The sequence below is a fragment of the Kitasatospora sp. NPDC058190 genome (genome assembly GCF_042883685.1).
Lineage (GTDB): Bacteria > Actinomycetota > Actinomycetes > Streptomycetales > Streptomycetaceae > Kitasatospora.
The window spans coordinates 82,206-96,929 of record NZ_JBHVVI010000003.1 but is presented as its reverse complement, the minus strand read 5'-3'; the positions used below and the strand labels follow the sequence as shown (position 1 = coordinate 96,929).

Below are 14,724 nucleotides of genomic sequence, written 5' to 3'. Positions count from 1 at the left end.
CGTCCGTGTCTTCGGCAGGGCTCATTGTCATATGCGCGTCCCGACTCCACAGCTAGCGGATCTTGGATTGGCGAGAATCGGATCATCTTTTTATCGACGGGTTTGGCGCGGTGCGGGGTGGGAAGTGGTCTTCCCCCGCTCCGTCAACCCACCGCGGGGCCCCTCACATGCGGCTTTGACTGTTCATCAGCAGGGGTGACGGGCGATCCCGGTAGCCCCGCGACACCCCAATGTCTGATTACATGTGCGCCATGACTGATGTGATGAGCACTCAAGGCCAGTTCCCGGGTGCTGCCGGGGAGTCCGAGCGGACCCGCAGGCTGCGCAGCCTGGGTCTCAACGAACCCTCCGCGGACGAGGCCTTCGACCGCTTCGCCCACCTTGCAGCCAGCATCACCCGCGCTCCCATCGCGATGGTCAACTTCATCAACGACGAGCGCCAGATGTTCCGAGGGCTCTACATTCCGCCAACTTCGACCGAGATCGCGCACGAAGAAGGTGCCTCCTGGGCGGATCGAGGCATCGCCTTCGACCTTCCCACCCGCCAGATGCCGCTGAGCCACGGCTTCTGCCCGCACGTGGTCGCCCAGCGCTCGCCCCTCGCGCTGGACGACATCCTCGCCTACCCCCGGTTCGCCGGAAACCCGGTCGTGGACGAGCTCGGTGTCCGGGCCTACCTCGGCGCCCCGCTCGTCGACGACACCAACACCGTCATCGGCACCGTCTGCGTCCTCGACCGGGAACCCCGGCAGTGGGGGCGGGAGCGGCTGCGCGACATCCAGCACCTCGCCGAGGCGCTGCTCTCCGAGATCCGGCTGCGCGACAACCTGCTCGCCCAGCAGCAGGAGATGTTCGCCGCCTTCGACGGATCCCCGTTCCCGATCATGCTGACCGACGGCCCCGGCCAGGAGATCCGCTACGCCAACGCCCAGCACGCCGACACCTTCGGCGCCCCGGTGGCGTACGGATCGATCGGCGCGGCCTACCCGCAGCTCGGCGCTGCCGGGCTCCAGCAGGCCGTCACGGAGGCGTACCACACCGGCCGCGCCACCGTCCTCAACGACGTCCGGATCCAGTCCGGCCGCCCCGAGGCGCAGCGCATCCAGCAGATCTTCAGCTTCACCTGCACCCCGATGCGCAGCGCGCGCACCGGCCAGGTCAACGGCGTCCTCACCGTCGGCATGGACGTCACCGCGCAGTCCCGCACCGAGGAGGAGCTCGGCACGCTGGCCGCGCTGCTGGTCGACCGGCTCCAGCAGAACGGCACCGCCACCGCGACCGGCCGCCCGGGCGTCGCCGGCGGGTCCGGACTCGTCCTGCCGAGCTGAGCCGCCGACCCGCCGCCCGCGCGCGGCACCGCGGCCGCGGCCGCCGGCTCCGCCCTCCGTACCGTCCACCACCGTGGCGGGGCGCCTCTCACCCCCGAGGAGAGGCTCCCCGCCACGGTGTCGTTCGGGCGCTGCGCGCACGGCACCGTGGTGCACGGCCCCTTGCCCCACCAGTCGGCGCCCCACCGCCCACTCGCCTCACCTCCCCACCAGCCTCCGCCTCGCCGCTTCGCCTTGCCGCCCTTCGCCTCACCACCCTTCGTCCCGGGCCGAGCGGGTGAACCGTCCGCCGCCCGCGCCCCGGCCGGGCCCGGCCGGGGGCCGCCGATGGTAGGCATGGGCCGCATGGACTGGTTCGCCGCCCCCGACTACTGGCTGAGCCGGCTGCTCGTCCAACGCCTGCTCGCCGGCCTCTACCTGATCGGGTTCCTCGCCGCCGCCGCGCAGTTCCGCGCCCTGATCGGCGCCGACGGCATGCTGCCGGTGCCCCGCTTCACCGCCCGCGTCCCGTTCCGCCAGGCCCCGAGCCTCTTCCACCTCCACTACAGCGACCGCTTCTTCGCCGCTGTCGCCTGGAGCGGCGCCGCCCTGGCCGCCGCCGTCGCCGCCGGACTCGGCGACGCCGTCCCGCTGTGGGCCTCGGTCCTGCTCTGGGCGGTGCTCTGGGTCCTCTACCTCTCCATCGTCAACGTCGGGCAGACGTGGTACTCCTTCGGCTGGGAGTCCCTGCTGCTCGAAGCGGGCTTCCTGGCCGCCTTCCTCGGCAACGCCGACACCGCCCCGCCCACCCTGGTCCTGTGGCTGATGCGCTGGCTGGCCTTCCGGGTCGAGTTCGGCGCCGGACTGATCAAACTGCGCGGCGACAGCTGCTGGCGCGACCTGACCTGCCTGCGCTACCACCACGAGACCCAGCCGATGCCCGGACCGCTCAGCTGGTTCTTCCACCACCTGCCCGGCCCGCTGCACCGCGTCGAGGCCGCCGCCAACCACTTCGTCCAACTCGTCGTCCCGGTCGGCCTGCTGCTCCCGCAACCGATCGCGAGCTACGCGGCCTGCGCCGTGCTCGCCACCCAGCTGTGGCTGGTCACCTCCGGCAACTTCGCCTGGCTCAACTGGCTGACCATCGCCCTCGCCCTCGCCGCCGTCGAACCGGCCCGCCTCGGCCTGCCCGTGCACGCCCGCCGGTACCCCGGCGCCCCCCTCTGGTACGAGGCGCTGGTGATCGCGCTGACCGTCGCCGTCCTCGTCCTCAGCTACTGGCCGGTCACCAACATGGTCTCGCGCCGCCAGGTGATGAACCGCTCCTTCAACCGGCTCCACCTCGTCAACACCTACGGCGCCTTCGGCAGCGTCAACCGGCTGCGCCAGGAGGTCGTGGTCGAGGGCACCGACGAGGCCGTCCTCACCCCGCACACCGTCTGGCGCGAGTACGGCTTCAAGGGCAAACCCGGCGACGTGCGTCGCCTCCCGCGCCAGTACGCCCCCTACCACCTGCGGCTCGACTGGCTGATGTGGTTCGCCGGCATCTCGCCCGCCTACGCCCGTCCCTGGTTCCTGCCCTTCGTCGCCCGCCTGCTGGCCGGCGACCGGGCGACCCTCCGGCTGCTGCGCCACAACCCCTTCCCCGACGACCCGCCGACCCACGTCCGGGCGACCCTCTATCTCTACCGGTTCACCGGATGGCGCGAACTGCGGGAAACCGGCGCGTGGTGGCACCGCACCGCACTGCACGAGTACCTCGCGCCGGTCGACGAGCACACCCTCGGTCGGGCCGGCTACCGCCCGCCGCTCGGCCGACCGGCCCGCAGCGCCCGCAAGGTCCCGCTGGACGGGCTGCGGCGGCCCCGCCCACCCCGGACGGAGCACCCCGGCCACCCGTCCGGACCAGGGGAGGGCCACCCGGGTGGCCCTCCCGAGTAGCGTCCAGGCGGGCGGTATGGCACACGACACCGGCCCGTGCGGCGGTGGGTGCGTGCAAGGCTCGAACGGGCACCCGTATTCTGGGCCTCCACAACCCGGCGGCCCGACCGCGCGCCCCCCGGCCCCGCCCCAGGGGCCTTCCGCGCACCCGGTCCGTCGTCCCCTCGCCGCCAGCCCCGCCGCCGACGCCCAGAACCGGACCACACATGACAGTGCTTCACTCGCGCAACGCCGACGCAGCCGACCCGGCGGACGTCGCCGGCGCCGCAGACGTCAAGGACCCCCAGGACGCCGCCGCGGAGCCCGACCTCCGCGAGGACCTCGGCCGCTACGCCGAACTCGGCGCCTTCACCGTCCGCGCCGACACCCACGCCTGGTACGCGGCCGTCGACACCGTCGCCACCCCCGAGGACGCCCGCGCCGCCTCCACCGCCCTCGCCGAGCTGCGCGGTCGCGACCTCCAGCAGACCTGGGAAGCCGTCACCGCGCTGGCCGCCGAGGCCAAGCTCGACGAACCCGCCACGGTCGCCAAGACCGCGCTGCTGGTCGAGATGCTCCAGCGGGTGCACCGTACCTCCGCCACCCTCACCGCCGCCGCCTACGACGCCGACCTCACCGCCCTCGCGGCCGCCACCGCCGACAGCAACTGGCGCCGAGAGAACGGCGTCAAGCTCTCCTGGCTGCGCGGCCGCTCGCTGCGCAAGCAGGCCGCCGCCCTGGCCACCGACCGCCGGGTCCGCCGCGAGGACCTGCACGAGGCCCTCAGCTCCGCCGAGATCGAGCGCCGCGCCTGGGCCGCCCTCGCCCCGGCCGGCACCCTCCCGACCGTGCCCGCCGACGGCGCCCTGGTCGACCGCACCGCCCAGGCCTTCGAGGCCATCAACTCCAGCCTGCGCGGCCTCGCCCGCCTGCTGCCCGAGCACGACCTGGACGGGATCGCCTTCGCGGACCTGGTCGACCTGGTCGAGCGCCTCGCCGCCGACGAGGGCACCCTCTACCGCCTGCCCGCTCTCCGCGGCCTGCGCGCCACCCTGGAGGAGGCCGGCCTCGGCGACCTGCTCGCCGAGCTCACCGCCGCCAAGGCCGACCGCCGCGCCGCCGAGGCCGCGTACGCGGCGCGCCAGGCGCTCGCGGGCGGGCAGCGGGACGGGCTGGCGGAGTCGGACGAGACTGGTGTCGCGGAGTCGCTCGCCGGGGAGTCGCTGGTCGAGGTGCCGGAGGTCGAGGCGTCGGGCGCCGATGCCGAGGCTGCTGCGCGTCAGGCTCTGGCCGGCGGCCAGCGGGACGGCCTCGCGGAGGAAGCGCCGGTTTCGTTGACGGCTCCGGTCGAGGCTGAGGCTTTCGTGGCCGAGGCCGAGGCCGAGGCAGAAGCCGAGACCGAGGTCAAGGACGAGGCCGACACCGAGGCTGTCGAGACGCCGTCGGGCTCGTACCCGAACTCCGTCGAGGTCGGGTCGGCTGCGGTGGAAGAGGTGGCGGAGGAGGAGACCCCGGCCGCCGTGGTGTCCCTCCCGGCGCCCTCCCCGGCCGCCGACGACCTGGTGGCCGCCGCGACCGCCGCGCTGGCCGAGGCCGCGGCTGCGGACGAGGCGGAGGCGGAGTGGGCTGAGGAGCCTGTCGCCGAGGTTGCGGCCGTCGAAGAGGTGACGGAGGAGGCTGCCGACGCCGAGCCGGTGGTCGAGGCCGAGGCCGAGGCCGTTGCCGTCGAGGTCGCTGAGGTCGAGGCACCCGCTGTCGAGGAGCCGGTCGCTGAGGTTGAGGTTGTCGACGGGGCCCCTGCCGTTGAGGTTGGGGAGTCGGCGGCTGAGGTCGAGGAGCTGACCGAGGTTGCGATCGCCGAGCCCGTCGAGGCCGTTGCCGTTGAGGCCGCTGAGCCCGAGGCACCTGCCGTCGAGGAGCCGGTCGCTGAGGTTGAGGTTGTCGACGAGGCCCCTGCCGTTGAGGTTGGGGAGTCGGCGGCTGAGGTCGAGGAGCTGATCGAGGTTGCGGTCGCCGAGCCCGTCGAGGCCGTTGCCGTTGAGGTCGCTGAGCCCGAGGCACCTGCCGTCGAGGAGCCGGTCGCTGAGGTTGAGGTTGTCGACGAGGCCCCTGCCACCGAGGTCGAGGAGCCGGCGGCTGAGACTGACGGGGTCGAGGAGGCTCCGGTCGCCGAGGTCGCCGAGGTCGCCGAGGTCGCCGAGGTCGCCGAGGTCGCCGAGGTCGCCGAGCCGGTGATCGAGGCCGAGACTGCCGAGGAACCCCCGGCGGCCGTGGCCGAGGAGCCCGTCGTCGAGCCCGAGGTCGTCGCCGAGGTTCCTGCCGTCGAGGTCGGGGAGCCCGCCGTCGAGCCCGAGGCCGTCGAGGAAACCCCCGCCGTCGAGCCCGAGCCCGAGCCCGTCGCCGAGCCGACCGTTGCCGAGCCCGCCCCCGAGGCCCCCACCGGCCGTCCCGAGAAGCCGGACTTCACCCCCGGCCGCCCCGTCACCGCCTACTCGGCCGACGAGCTGCTCGCCGTCGTCCGCTGGGTCGACGGTGACGGTACCGGGCGGACCGACGAGGAGCTGCTCCGGGCCGCCATGAAGGAGCTGGGCTTCGCCCGCCTCGGTCCCCGGATCAAGGAGGCGCTGGGCGCCGCCGTCGCTGCCGCGCGCGGCTGACGCGTCAGCACCCACAGCAGGGCCCGGGACGCACGAGCGTCCCGGGCCCTGTGCTGCATGCAGGCCGTCAGCCGAGAGCCGTGGCTCGTCAGCCCGCCTTGTTCCAAGGCTGGCTGGACATCAGCGCCTTCACGTTGGACACGTACTTCGGGTTCGGGATGTCCAGGCTGCCGACGACCTCGCCCGTGGTCGGGTCGGTGACGGCGTTGTAGTGCACGTTGCCCGCGCCCGCGTTGTACGCCGAGATGACCAGGTCGAGCAGCGGTGTCTTGCCGGTGGCCGGGTCGGGGGAGAGGTCGTACTTGCCGCCGAAGGAGGAGTCGCCGTAGTAGGCGACCAGCCAGTTGAGCAGCTGGGTGCCGAGCTGCACGTTCCCGGCGAGGGTCTTCGGGTCGGAGGTCGTACCGAACTTGCCGTTCATCCAGCTGACGGTGTTCGGCATGACCTGCATGGTGCCGATCCCGCCGTCGCAGGCGAGGATGCCGGACTGCCAGCCGCTCTCCTGCCAGGCGATCGCCTTGACCAGGTTGACCGGCAGCGGCGGGAGCTTGTCGGTGCCGCCCGAGCTGAGGGTGAGCACCCGGGACTGGCCGGCCGCTGCCGTGAGCGCCGTGCCGACGGTCTCCTTGGTCTCGTCCGGCTGGGGCTTGCTGGGCTGGCAGCCGCTCTGCAGCGGCGGCACGTGCGGGGCCGGCGGTGCGGGCGGCGGCGGGAGCGCGACCGCGCCGGGCTTGGCGGTCGGTACCGGGGCGGCGACGACGGGCTTCTCGACCGGCGGCTGGGTGGCGGGCGCGGCGGCCGCGTTGCCGGTGGCCGGCTTGGCGGTGCCCGGCTGGGTGGTCGGTGCGGCCTTCGCCGTCTTGCCCGCCCCGGTACTGGCGGCGGCGCTCGGGCTGCGCGAGGCGCTGGGGCCGGCCGATGCCGAGTCGGTCGGCGTCGGGGCGGTGCTCGCGGACGGGCCCGGGCTCGGCGTGCCGCTCGGCGAGGCGGTGGCGGCTGTGGGCGTGCCGGTCGCCGCCGCGTTCTGGTGGTCGTCGGCGTGCTTGGTGCCGCAGCCCGCCAGGACGGCGGTCGACACGGCGGTGGCGGACACCAGGATCAGTGTCCGCCGGGTGGTGCTCAGCCTCATGCGTGGTTCCCCCCACTTGTCGCCAGTGATCCCGACGAGTGGCGGTCATCCTACGATGTGGGCATCGAGCCTTGTACGAACGGGTGGTCGATCGCCTGTCGCAGCACGGTCGGCGCGGCGACCAGGGAGGGGCCGTACCAGGTCAGGTGCCGTCCGCTGACCAGCGCGGCCGGGACGTTCGGGAACGCCTCCGGGCCGTCCTCGGCGGTGAAGCGGTACGGTTCGTCCGGCAACACCACCAACTCCGCTCCGCTCGCCAGGAGTTCGGGCAGCGGCACGGCGGGGTAGCGCTCGGGGTGGTCGGCGTGGAGGAGCCGCAGGCCCAGGCGACGCAGCAGGTCCCCGGCGAAGGTGTCGCGGCCGAGCACCATCCAAGGGCGGCGCCAGATCGGCACGATCGCGCGCGGACCGTCCGCCGTCGGCCGCACCTCGCGCCAGGCCGCCTCCGCCTCGTCCAGCCAGGCCGGGCGGGGCAGTCGGCAGGCGGCGGTGAGCATGCGGTCCAGCGAGCGGAACGCGTCGTCCAGGGAGCGGATGTCGGTGACCCAGACCGGCACCCCGGCGGCCCGCAGCGCGTCCAGGTCGGGGCGCCGGTTCTCCTCGTCGTTGGCCAGCACGAGGTCCGGTTCGAGGGCGAGGATGCTCGGCACGTCCGGGTTCTTGGTACCGCCGATCCGGGTGACGGCCAGGTCGGCGGGGTGGCTGCACCAGTCGGTGGCGCCGACCAGCAGGCCGGGCGCGGTGGCGGCGACCGCCTCGGTCAGCGAAGGCACCAGCGAGACCACCCGGCGCGGCGGGTGCGGCCCGAGCCGTACGGGCAGGTCGAGGTCGTCGTGCAGCAGGGTGGGTTCGGCCATCCGGCCACCCTACGGGCAGGGCGGTCGTGAGGGGCCGTCATGCGGCGTTCGTAGGAGGTGCCCGCCGACGTCGCGGAGGTCGTCGGGGACCCGAGCGTCGCCGGCACGCTCATCGCTCGGCCGCGAGGCTCGGGCCAGACGGAGGTCGCGGCCGGCACCGGTATAGGGACGAACAGCACAGCCCCGAAGGCGCCTTGCGGCAGTCGTGCCACGATCGGCCAACCCGCCCACGGGGCAAGGGCTGCCGGCACGCCGCTGGCGCCGAAGCAGTCGACGGCGAGCAGCAGCGCGGACCGGGTGCCGACCTGGTCCATCCGCCGTCCGGCGGTCAACATCGAGGCGATGTGGGGGAGTTGGCAGCCGATGGCGGCCCACTGCGGTGACGTGCAGGGCGGCGGACATGTCGCTGAGCGCCAGGTGGGCCACGTGCATGTCGAGCATCGCGACGAACGAGAGCAGCCCGGTGGCCACGACCGGGCTCCACCGGTCGACCGGCGCGGTCTGATGGTCGGTCGGGAACGGCTTGGTCGAGGACGCGGCGGCTCCGGCTCCGAACACCCGGGGGATTTTTGCGATGGACGACTTTCGGCGAACAGATAACAGCTGACAGATTTCGAAATCTGTCAGCTGTTATCTGTCATCTGTTACTTGTCCGCGGTCGGCTGCCCGCCCCCGCTCAGCAGGCCGCCGCGAGCTCCCCGGTCTCGGCCGCCCGCAGTCGCGCCATCAGTTCCTCGCGAGCCCGGGCGACCCGGGAGCGGACGGTGCCGACGGGACAGCCCGCGACCTCCGCCGCCTCGGCGTAGCTCAGGCCGACCACCTGGGTCAGCACGAACGCCTCCCGCCGCTGCGCGGGCACCCGGTCGAGCAGGTCCCCGAGGGCGATCCCGTCCTCGAACCCGGCTGTCGGGGTGGCGCTCTGCCGCTCCGCCGCTTCCTGCCAGTCCGGCAGCGCCGCGCAGCGCGGCCGGGCGGCGGCCATCCGGTAGCGGTCGATCACAGTGCGCCGGGCGATGGACAGCAGCCAGGTGCGGGCCGAGGAGCGTCCGGCGAAGGCGGGCAGGCCGCGCAACGCGCGCAGGAAGGTTTCCTGGGCGAGGTCGTCGGCGGACTGGACGTCCGTCAGGTGGGCGACGAAGCGCCACACGTCCCGCTGGGTCGCGCGGACGAAGGCCTCGACGTCCGCCGCCCGGCCCGAGCGGGCGGTCAGCGCGAGCGCGGTGAGCTGGTCGTCATCCACGGCGGCCTCCCGCCCGGCCCGCCGTCCCGGCGCACCGGCCGTGCGGGACGATGGTCATATGAGATGCGCGCAGTTCCGTACCGCTCTGTCCGCCCGGCTCGACGGTGAATCGAGTGGCCTGTCGGACACCCGGCTGGACAAGCACCTCGCGCGCTGCACCGGCTGCCGGGAGTGGCACGACCGGGCCGAGCGGCTGCGCGGCGAGGTGTGGGCGGCCGCCACCGACGGGCCGTCGCCGGAGTGGTCGGCCCGGCTGCTGGCCCGACTGGAGACGGAAGGCCCGGTCGGTCACGCTCCGGAGGGTCCGCAGGGCGCGGAGCGGTAGGACGGTGGCGCAGGCCGGAGCCGGTGCGCCGTCGTAGTGAGGCATGGAAAGGTCCCGAGGGTAAGGCTGGGAACGGCGCCGCGCGCAGCGGCACCGCAGACGTCCATGGGGCGATCGCGCGGCACACCACACCTCCGGTGGGAGGCGTCGGCGAACGCGGGCCCGAACCCTGCTCGGCACGGTGCGTGGCGGCACTCCGGCACAGCCACCCGAAGGTGCTGCGGCAGCGGGGCGCGACGGACGACGGCACGACAGGGCGACCTGCCCGTCACGGAGGTCCCGGCAGCGGCCGAGGTCGGCCGGGGGAAGAGTGCGGCGGGCGCGTCAGCAGGCGAGGGCGAACGCCGGCGGGCCGCGCCGGACGACGGCATGCGTGAGCAGCACCGACCGGGGCGGCCGGGCAGGTCGGTCGGCGGGCCGGGGCGGTGTCGGGGGACGGTACCCGAAGGGGCGGGCGACCAGCGCCAGTAGCGGGAGCAGCAGCGCCCCCGCGACCACGCTCCCGAGCGCGCCGAGCAGCTCGAAGAGTCGCACCAACGCGACGTCACCGCGCCAGAGCAGCAGCGCACAGGCCAGCGCCGCCAGCACGTGGGCGATCGCCATCCCCGGCGACATGCCGTGCGACATGCCGGGGAGCATCCCGTGCGCCATCCCGTGCGTCATCCCGCCGGACAGGTCATGCGCCATCCCCGACGGCATCGCGTGGGACGTCCCGGGGGGCATGCCCGGCATCCCCGGCATGCTCGGCATCCCGGGCAGGCCCATGTCCATGGCCATCCCGTCGGCCGACCCGGCCACCGCCCCGTGGTGCATCCCCGCCAGGGGGCGCAGGCTGTCGGTCGCCGGCGGGACGTCCGGGTCGATGCCGGCCATCCGTGCCAGCTCGACGGGGGAGAGCCCGTCCGGCACCCGGTCCGGGTTGCAGAGCAGCAGGGCGGCCCAGTCCGTGGTGGCGAGCCGGCCGAGACCGCCGCCCCCGCGACCGAACGACCCGGCCTGTTCGAACAGCAGGTGCAGCGCGCTCTGTGCCGCGACCATCCACGCGCTGATCACACCGAGCCCACGCGGCTTCCAGGCCAGCAGCCAGGTCAGCCCGAGGACCGCCCCGAACGCGCCGAACAACACTGGCGGCGAGACCCCGGCCCCAGCCATGGCGACGTGCGCCGTGGCGGCCATCGCCACGCACAGCGCGGCGAAGACCGCGGCGCGCAGCAGGCGGATCCGGTCGGTCATCACGATGACACTCATCGTCGCACCCGCCTTCCCCGGCCCGTACCGCACCCTCCGGTATTGGCCGGTTCCGTCCCGTGAGACCATGCCCGGCTTCCTGACCCCGGCCTGCCCGGTCGGCCGGCGGCCCGGTTGACCGGCGGGGCGGCCGGCCGACAGGTGAACCGATCAGCTGCTCATCGCACCCGTTCGTGCAAGCCGCCGATGCGACTTGACATCACGTATTCCCCTGCTCGCTAAATGTGCACACGCCGACACGGACCGTACGCGTCGGGAGGAAGCGGGCCGGAAGCAGGAGGCAGGACCATGGACGCCCCGACGGAGATCTCCGCGGCCACCCCGGCAGGAACCCCGGCGTCAGCCACCCCCGACCTCGCCGACCCCCGCTTCTGGCAGCTGCCCGCCCCCGCCCGAGCCGCCGCCTTCGCCGAGCTGCGCCGCCTCCCCGTCCCGGCGTACTTCGGCGACCGCGCCACCGGTCGCGGCTTCCACGCCCTGGTCCGGCACGCCGACGTGGTCGAGGCCAGCCGTACCCCCGCCGTCTTCCTCTCCGGCCCTGGCGTGACCACCCCCGAGCCGGCCCGCTGGGTCCGGATGCTGTTCGGCGACTCCATGGTCAACCTCGACGACCCCCGCCACGCCCAGCTGCGCCGGATCGTCTCGCGGGCCTTCACCCCGCGGCTGCTCGGCCGGGTCGAGGAGGACGTCCGCCGGATCACCACCGCGCTGGTGGACGAGGTCGAGCGTGGTCGGCCCGAGGACTTCGTCGGCGCGGTCGCCGCCGAGCTCCCCTTCCAGGTGATCTGCACCATGATGGGCATCCCCGCGGAATCGCGCCGCGCCATCCTCGACCTGGTCAACCGCACCTCCGAGGACATCGGCGTGGCCCGTCCGCTGCGCCGCCGGTTCCGGGTGCCCGGGCGCGGGCTGGCGGCGCTCGCCCGGATGCAGGGCATCGTCGCCGGGATCGGCCGCGAGCGCCGCCGCCGGCCCGCCGAGGACCTGATCTCCGCGCTGGTCACCGCCGACGTGGACGGCCGCCGGCTCACCGGCCGGGAGCTGGGCGCCTTCTTCACCCTGCTGTTGGTGGCCGGGGTGGAGACCACCCGCAACGCGCTGGCCCACGGCCTGCACCTGCTGACCGTCCACCCCGAGCAGCGGGCCCTGCTCCTCGCCGACCTGGACGGGCGGCTCGACGGCGCGGTGGACGAGATCGTCCGGCACGCCTCGCCGATCATCCAGTTCCGCCGGACCGTCGCGGTGGACCACGAGCTGGGCGGCCCCGGCGGCCCGCTGCTGCGGGCCGGGGAGAAGGTCGCGCTGTACTACGGCTCGGCGAACCGGGACGAGGCGGTCTTCCCCGACCCGGACGCCTTCGACATCACCCGCAGCCCCAACCCCCATCTCGGCTACGGCGGCGGTGGACCGCACTACTGCCTCGGCGCCCACCTTGCCCGGCAGGAGATGACGGCGCTGCTGCGGGAGCTGTTCACCCGGCTGCCCGACGCGCGGTCGGTCGGCGCGCCGGAGCTCGTCCCGTCCAGCTTCGACCACCGGGTCCGCTCGCTGCGGTTCACCTTCTGAGCCCTCGCCCGGCCCCGGGCTGGAGTCCTCGCCCGGCCCCGGGCCGGGGTCCTCGCCTGGGCCCTCGCTCGAGATCCTCGTCCGAGTCCTCGCCTGGGCCCGCGTCTTCGTCCCCGACGATCCGTCAGTCGAGTTCCCAGACCGCGTGGTCGTGCGCGAAGAGCACCTGGCGCGGCCCGTGCTCGGACACCCGGTCCAGCCAGGCCCGGTACCCGGGCAGCGGCGCGGCCGCCCCCTCGCGGGCGGCCTGCCGGGCGAGCACCGCCTGCCCGTACTCGGTGGCGAAGTCGTACGCCTGCCCGGCCAGCAGGACCGTGCAGTCGCCCAGCCGCTCGACCAGCAGGGACTGGTGGCCGTCGGTGTGTCCGGGGGTGGGCAGCGCCCGGACGCCGGGCCAGATCTCGGTCTCGCCGTCGAGCTCGCGGTAGACGGCGCCGGGGAAGTCGACCAGCGCGTCGATGGTGTAGTCGCCGTGCCGGGCGGTGGCCAGCTCCTCGGCCTGGACCAGGACCGGCGTCCCGGCGAGCAGCGGGTTGCCGCCGCAGTGGTCGAAGTGCAGGTGGCAGTTGACGACCAGGTCGATGTCCGAGACCGAGACGCCGGCCGCGGCGAGCGCCTCCGGCAGCGGGCGGCGGGCCGGGCGGTAGTGCGCCTCGGTCTCCGGCGAGCCCGCGCCGATCCCGGTGTCGAACAGCAGCAGCCCCTCCGGGCCCCGGACCAGGTACGCGAGCACCGGCTCCACCCGAGGCTCGGGGCCGCCCACCTCGGAGGCCGGCCGGACGAAGTAGCCCAGGTCGAGACGGCGGATCCTGTGCATTTGTCCCCCTTGTCACTCGGCCCCCGTGCGTACGGCCGGAACCGGCCGCTGTTTCGCACCCTACCCGCGGACCGTCGGCCGGCCGCCCGGCCTGCCCTGCTTTCCCGTCGAACCCGTCCTGACCTGCGCGAATGCCGGTGAACCGGACGGCGGCCGCCCGGCGGGGAGGGTGGTCGGCGCCCAGTGGCGGGCGTCACGGCGGGAACGCGGGAAGCGGAGCACAATGCCGGACATGACAGATCGTCCGATGCCGTCCGAGGGCGGGCTCGCCAACCGTCCGACCGCTGACCGTCCGACCGCTGACCGTCCGACCGCCGACGCCTGGGCCGCCCTCGGCGGACCGGCCGAACTCCTGGACCGGGTGGGCTTCCACGGCCCGCAGGACGTCCTGCCCTCCGGCCTGCCGGTGCGCCGGCTCGCCCGCGCCACCGTGGCCGCCTGCTCGCTGGCCGCCGCCGAGTTGGCCGCGCACCGCGCGGGCGGGCCCGTCCCCGTCGTCCGGGTGGACGAGGGGGCCGTCGCCACCGCCTTCGTCAGCGAGCGGCACCTGGTGATCGACGGCCGTACGCCCGTCAGCTTCGCCCCGCACTCCGGGTTCTGGCGCACCGCCGACGGCTGGGTCCGCACCCACGCCAACTACCCGCACCACCGGAACCGGCTGCTCGCCGTCCTCGACCTCGCCCCGGACGCCGGGCCCGACCAGCTCGCCGAGGCGCTCGGCAAGCTGCCCGCCGAGCAGGTGCAGGAGCGCGCGTACGCGGCGGGGGCGCTCGCCGTGGCGGTCGCACCGGTGAGTGCGGCCGTGCACCCCCTGGTGGAACGCCGGGAGACAGGGTCCGCGCCCGCCCGTCCGCTCAGCGCCGCCCCGGTGGACCGGCCCGCCGCCGGGATCCGGGTCCTCGACCTCACCCGGGTGATAGCCGGACCGGTCGCCACCCGCACCCTCGCCCTGCTCGGTGCCGACGTCCTGCGGATCGACTCGCCACGGCTGCCCGAGGCCGAGGACGCCCACGCCGACACCGGCTTCGGCAAGCGCTCCACCCGCCTGGACCTCGCCGACCCGGCCGACCGCGCCGTCTTCGCGGGCCTGCTCGACACCGCCGACGTCGTCGTCACCGGCTACCGCCCCGGATCCCTGGACGCCCACGGCCTCGCCCCCGACGCGCTGTTCGCCCGCCGCCCCGACCTGATCCTCGCGCAGGTCTGCGCCTGGGGCTGGACCGGTCCGTGGGCCGGCCGCCGCGGCTTCGACAGCCTGGTCCAGGCCGGCGTCGGCATCGCCGCCCACGAGGCGGCCCCCGACGGCCGCCCCGGCGTCCTGCCCGCCCAGGCCCTCGACCACGGCACCGGCTACCTCCTCGCCGCCGCCGTCCTGCGCGCCCTCACCGACCAGCGCACCGACCGCCCCGGCGGCCGCCACCTGCGCTTCTCCCTGGCCGGCACCGCCTCCTGGCTGCTGCACGGCATCGAGCCCGAGCCGACGGCCGCACCGCGCCCGGGCACCGAGTCGTACGACCCGACGCGCCGGCTCACCGAGACCGACTCGGCGTACGGACGGCTGCGGCACGCCCTGCCGCCCATCGGCTACGAGGGTGCGCCCGTCGACTGGGCCCGCCCGCCCGGGCGTTGGGGGACGGACGCGCCGGTCTGGCGCTGAG

Annotated in this window: 11 protein-coding genes; 6 read left to right on the top strand and 5 right to left on the bottom strand. The window is 74.5% G+C overall.

Annotation, left to right across the window (positions count from 1 at the left end; genetic code table 11):
- The first annotated feature begins 251 nt into the window (after positions 1-251).
- The 3 genes from ACFVWU_RS02330 to ACFVWU_RS02320 all read left to right on the top strand — a co-directional run bounded on the left by ACFVWU_RS02330 (position 252) and on the right by ACFVWU_RS02320 (position 5,884).
- Positions 252-1,328, top strand: a complete 1,077-nt coding sequence (locus tag ACFVWU_RS02330) for a GAF domain-containing protein (protein ID WP_387614320.1) — start codon at positions 252-254, stop codon at positions 1,326-1,328.
- 345 nt (positions 1,329-1,673) lie between these two features.
- Complete coding sequence (locus ACFVWU_RS02325) at positions 1,674-3,248, top strand: lipase maturation factor family protein (RefSeq protein ID WP_387614535.1); 1,575 nt, start codon at positions 1,674-1,676, stop codon at positions 3,246-3,248.
- Positions 3,249-3,454: 206 nt separating this feature from the next.
- Entirely contained in the window at positions 3,455-5,884 is a 2,430-nt protein-coding gene (locus tag ACFVWU_RS02320; protein WP_387614318.1) for a hypothetical protein, read from the top strand.
- Between the two features lie 88 nt (positions 5,885-5,972).
- Here ACFVWU_RS02320 and ACFVWU_RS02315 read toward each other — a convergent pair whose 3' ends face one another.
- The 3 genes from ACFVWU_RS02315 to ACFVWU_RS02305 all read right to left on the bottom strand — a co-directional run bounded on the left by ACFVWU_RS02315 (position 5,973) and on the right by ACFVWU_RS02305 (position 9,110).
- The gene (locus ACFVWU_RS02315; RefSeq protein WP_387614315.1) at positions 5,973-7,013 is read right to left on the bottom strand and encodes a transglycosylase SLT domain-containing protein; all 1,041 of its coding nucleotides are present in this window, start codon (positions 7,011-7,013) and stop codon (positions 5,973-5,975) included.
- Positions 7,014-7,063: 50 nt separating this feature from the next.
- The gene (locus ACFVWU_RS02310; protein WP_387614312.1) at positions 7,064-7,870 is read right to left on the bottom strand and encodes a helical backbone metal receptor; all 807 of its coding nucleotides are present in this window, start codon (positions 7,868-7,870) and stop codon (positions 7,064-7,066) included.
- A gap of 676 nt (positions 7,871-8,546) precedes the next feature.
- The gene (locus ACFVWU_RS02305; protein ID WP_387614309.1) at positions 8,547-9,110 is read right to left on the bottom strand and encodes a sigma-70 family RNA polymerase sigma factor; all 564 of its coding nucleotides are present in this window, start codon (positions 9,108-9,110) and stop codon (positions 8,547-8,549) included.
- Positions 9,111-9,168: 58 nt separating this feature from the next.
- On the opposite strand from ACFVWU_RS02305, the gene ACFVWU_RS02300 reads away from it, so the two are divergent.
- The gene (locus ACFVWU_RS02300) at positions 9,169-9,435 is read left to right on the top strand and encodes a zf-HC2 domain-containing protein (protein ID WP_387614306.1); all 267 of its coding nucleotides are present in this window, start codon (positions 9,169-9,171) and stop codon (positions 9,433-9,435) included.
- 324 nt (positions 9,436-9,759) lie between these two features.
- Here the strand turns inward: ACFVWU_RS02300 and ACFVWU_RS02295 are convergent, their stop codons facing one another.
- Positions 9,760-10,683, bottom strand: a complete 924-nt coding sequence (locus ACFVWU_RS02295) for a hypothetical protein (protein ID WP_387614303.1) — start codon at positions 10,681-10,683, stop codon at positions 9,760-9,762.
- A 288-nt stretch (positions 10,684-10,971) separates the two neighbouring features.
- Between ACFVWU_RS02295 and ACFVWU_RS02290 the strand changes: the two genes are divergently transcribed.
- Positions 10,972-12,249 carry a cytochrome P450 gene (locus ACFVWU_RS02290; RefSeq protein WP_387614300.1) on the top strand — a complete coding sequence of 426 codons (1,278 nt, stop codon included), beginning with the start codon at positions 10,972-10,974 and terminating at the stop codon, positions 12,247-12,249.
- 124 nt (positions 12,250-12,373) lie between these two features.
- On the opposite strand, the gene ACFVWU_RS02285 is transcribed toward ACFVWU_RS02290, so the two are convergent.
- Positions 12,374-13,066, bottom strand: a complete 693-nt coding sequence (locus tag ACFVWU_RS02285) for an N-acyl homoserine lactonase family protein (protein WP_387614297.1) — start codon at positions 13,064-13,066, stop codon at positions 12,374-12,376.
- Positions 13,067-13,298: 232 nt separating this feature from the next.
- Between ACFVWU_RS02285 and ACFVWU_RS02280 the strand changes: the two genes are divergently transcribed.
- Positions 13,299-14,723, top strand: a complete 1,425-nt coding sequence (locus ACFVWU_RS02280; RefSeq protein WP_387614295.1) for a CoA transferase — start codon at positions 13,299-13,301, stop codon at positions 14,721-14,723.
- Position 14,724: the final 1 nt, after the last annotated feature.

Excerpts from the sequence above, each read along its gene's own strand:
- ACFVWU_RS02330 (WP_387614320.1), top strand. The coding sequence starts at position 252 with ATGACTGATGTGATGAGCACTCAAGGCCAGTTCCCGGGTGCTGCCGGG.
- ACFVWU_RS02325 (WP_387614535.1), top strand. The coding sequence starts at position 1,674 with ATGGACTGGTTCGCCGCCCCCGACTACTGGCTGAGCCGGCTGCTCGTC.
- ACFVWU_RS02320 (WP_387614318.1), top strand. The coding sequence starts at position 3,455 with ATGACAGTGCTTCACTCGCGCAACGCCGACGCAGCCGACCCGGCGGAC.
- ACFVWU_RS02315 (WP_387614315.1), bottom strand. The coding sequence starts at position 7,013 with ATGAGGCTGAGCACCACCCGGCGGACACTGATCCTGGTGTCCGCCACC.
- ACFVWU_RS02310 (WP_387614312.1), bottom strand. The coding sequence starts at position 7,870 with ATGGCCGAACCCACCCTGCTGCACGACGACCTCGACCTGCCCGTACGG.
- ACFVWU_RS02300 (WP_387614306.1), top strand. The coding sequence starts at position 9,169 with ATGAGATGCGCGCAGTTCCGTACCGCTCTGTCCGCCCGGCTCGACGGT.
- ACFVWU_RS02295 (WP_387614303.1), bottom strand. The coding sequence starts at position 10,683 with ATGAGTGTCATCGTGATGACCGACCGGATCCGCCTGCTGCGCGCCGCG.
- ACFVWU_RS02290 (WP_387614300.1), top strand. The coding sequence starts at position 10,972 with ATGGACGCCCCGACGGAGATCTCCGCGGCCACCCCGGCAGGAACCCCG.
- ACFVWU_RS02285 (WP_387614297.1), bottom strand. The coding sequence starts at position 13,066 with ATGCACAGGATCCGCCGTCTCGACCTGGGCTACTTCGTCCGGCCGGCC.
- ACFVWU_RS02280 (WP_387614295.1), top strand. The coding sequence starts at position 13,299 with ATGACAGATCGTCCGATGCCGTCCGAGGGCGGGCTCGCCAACCGTCCG.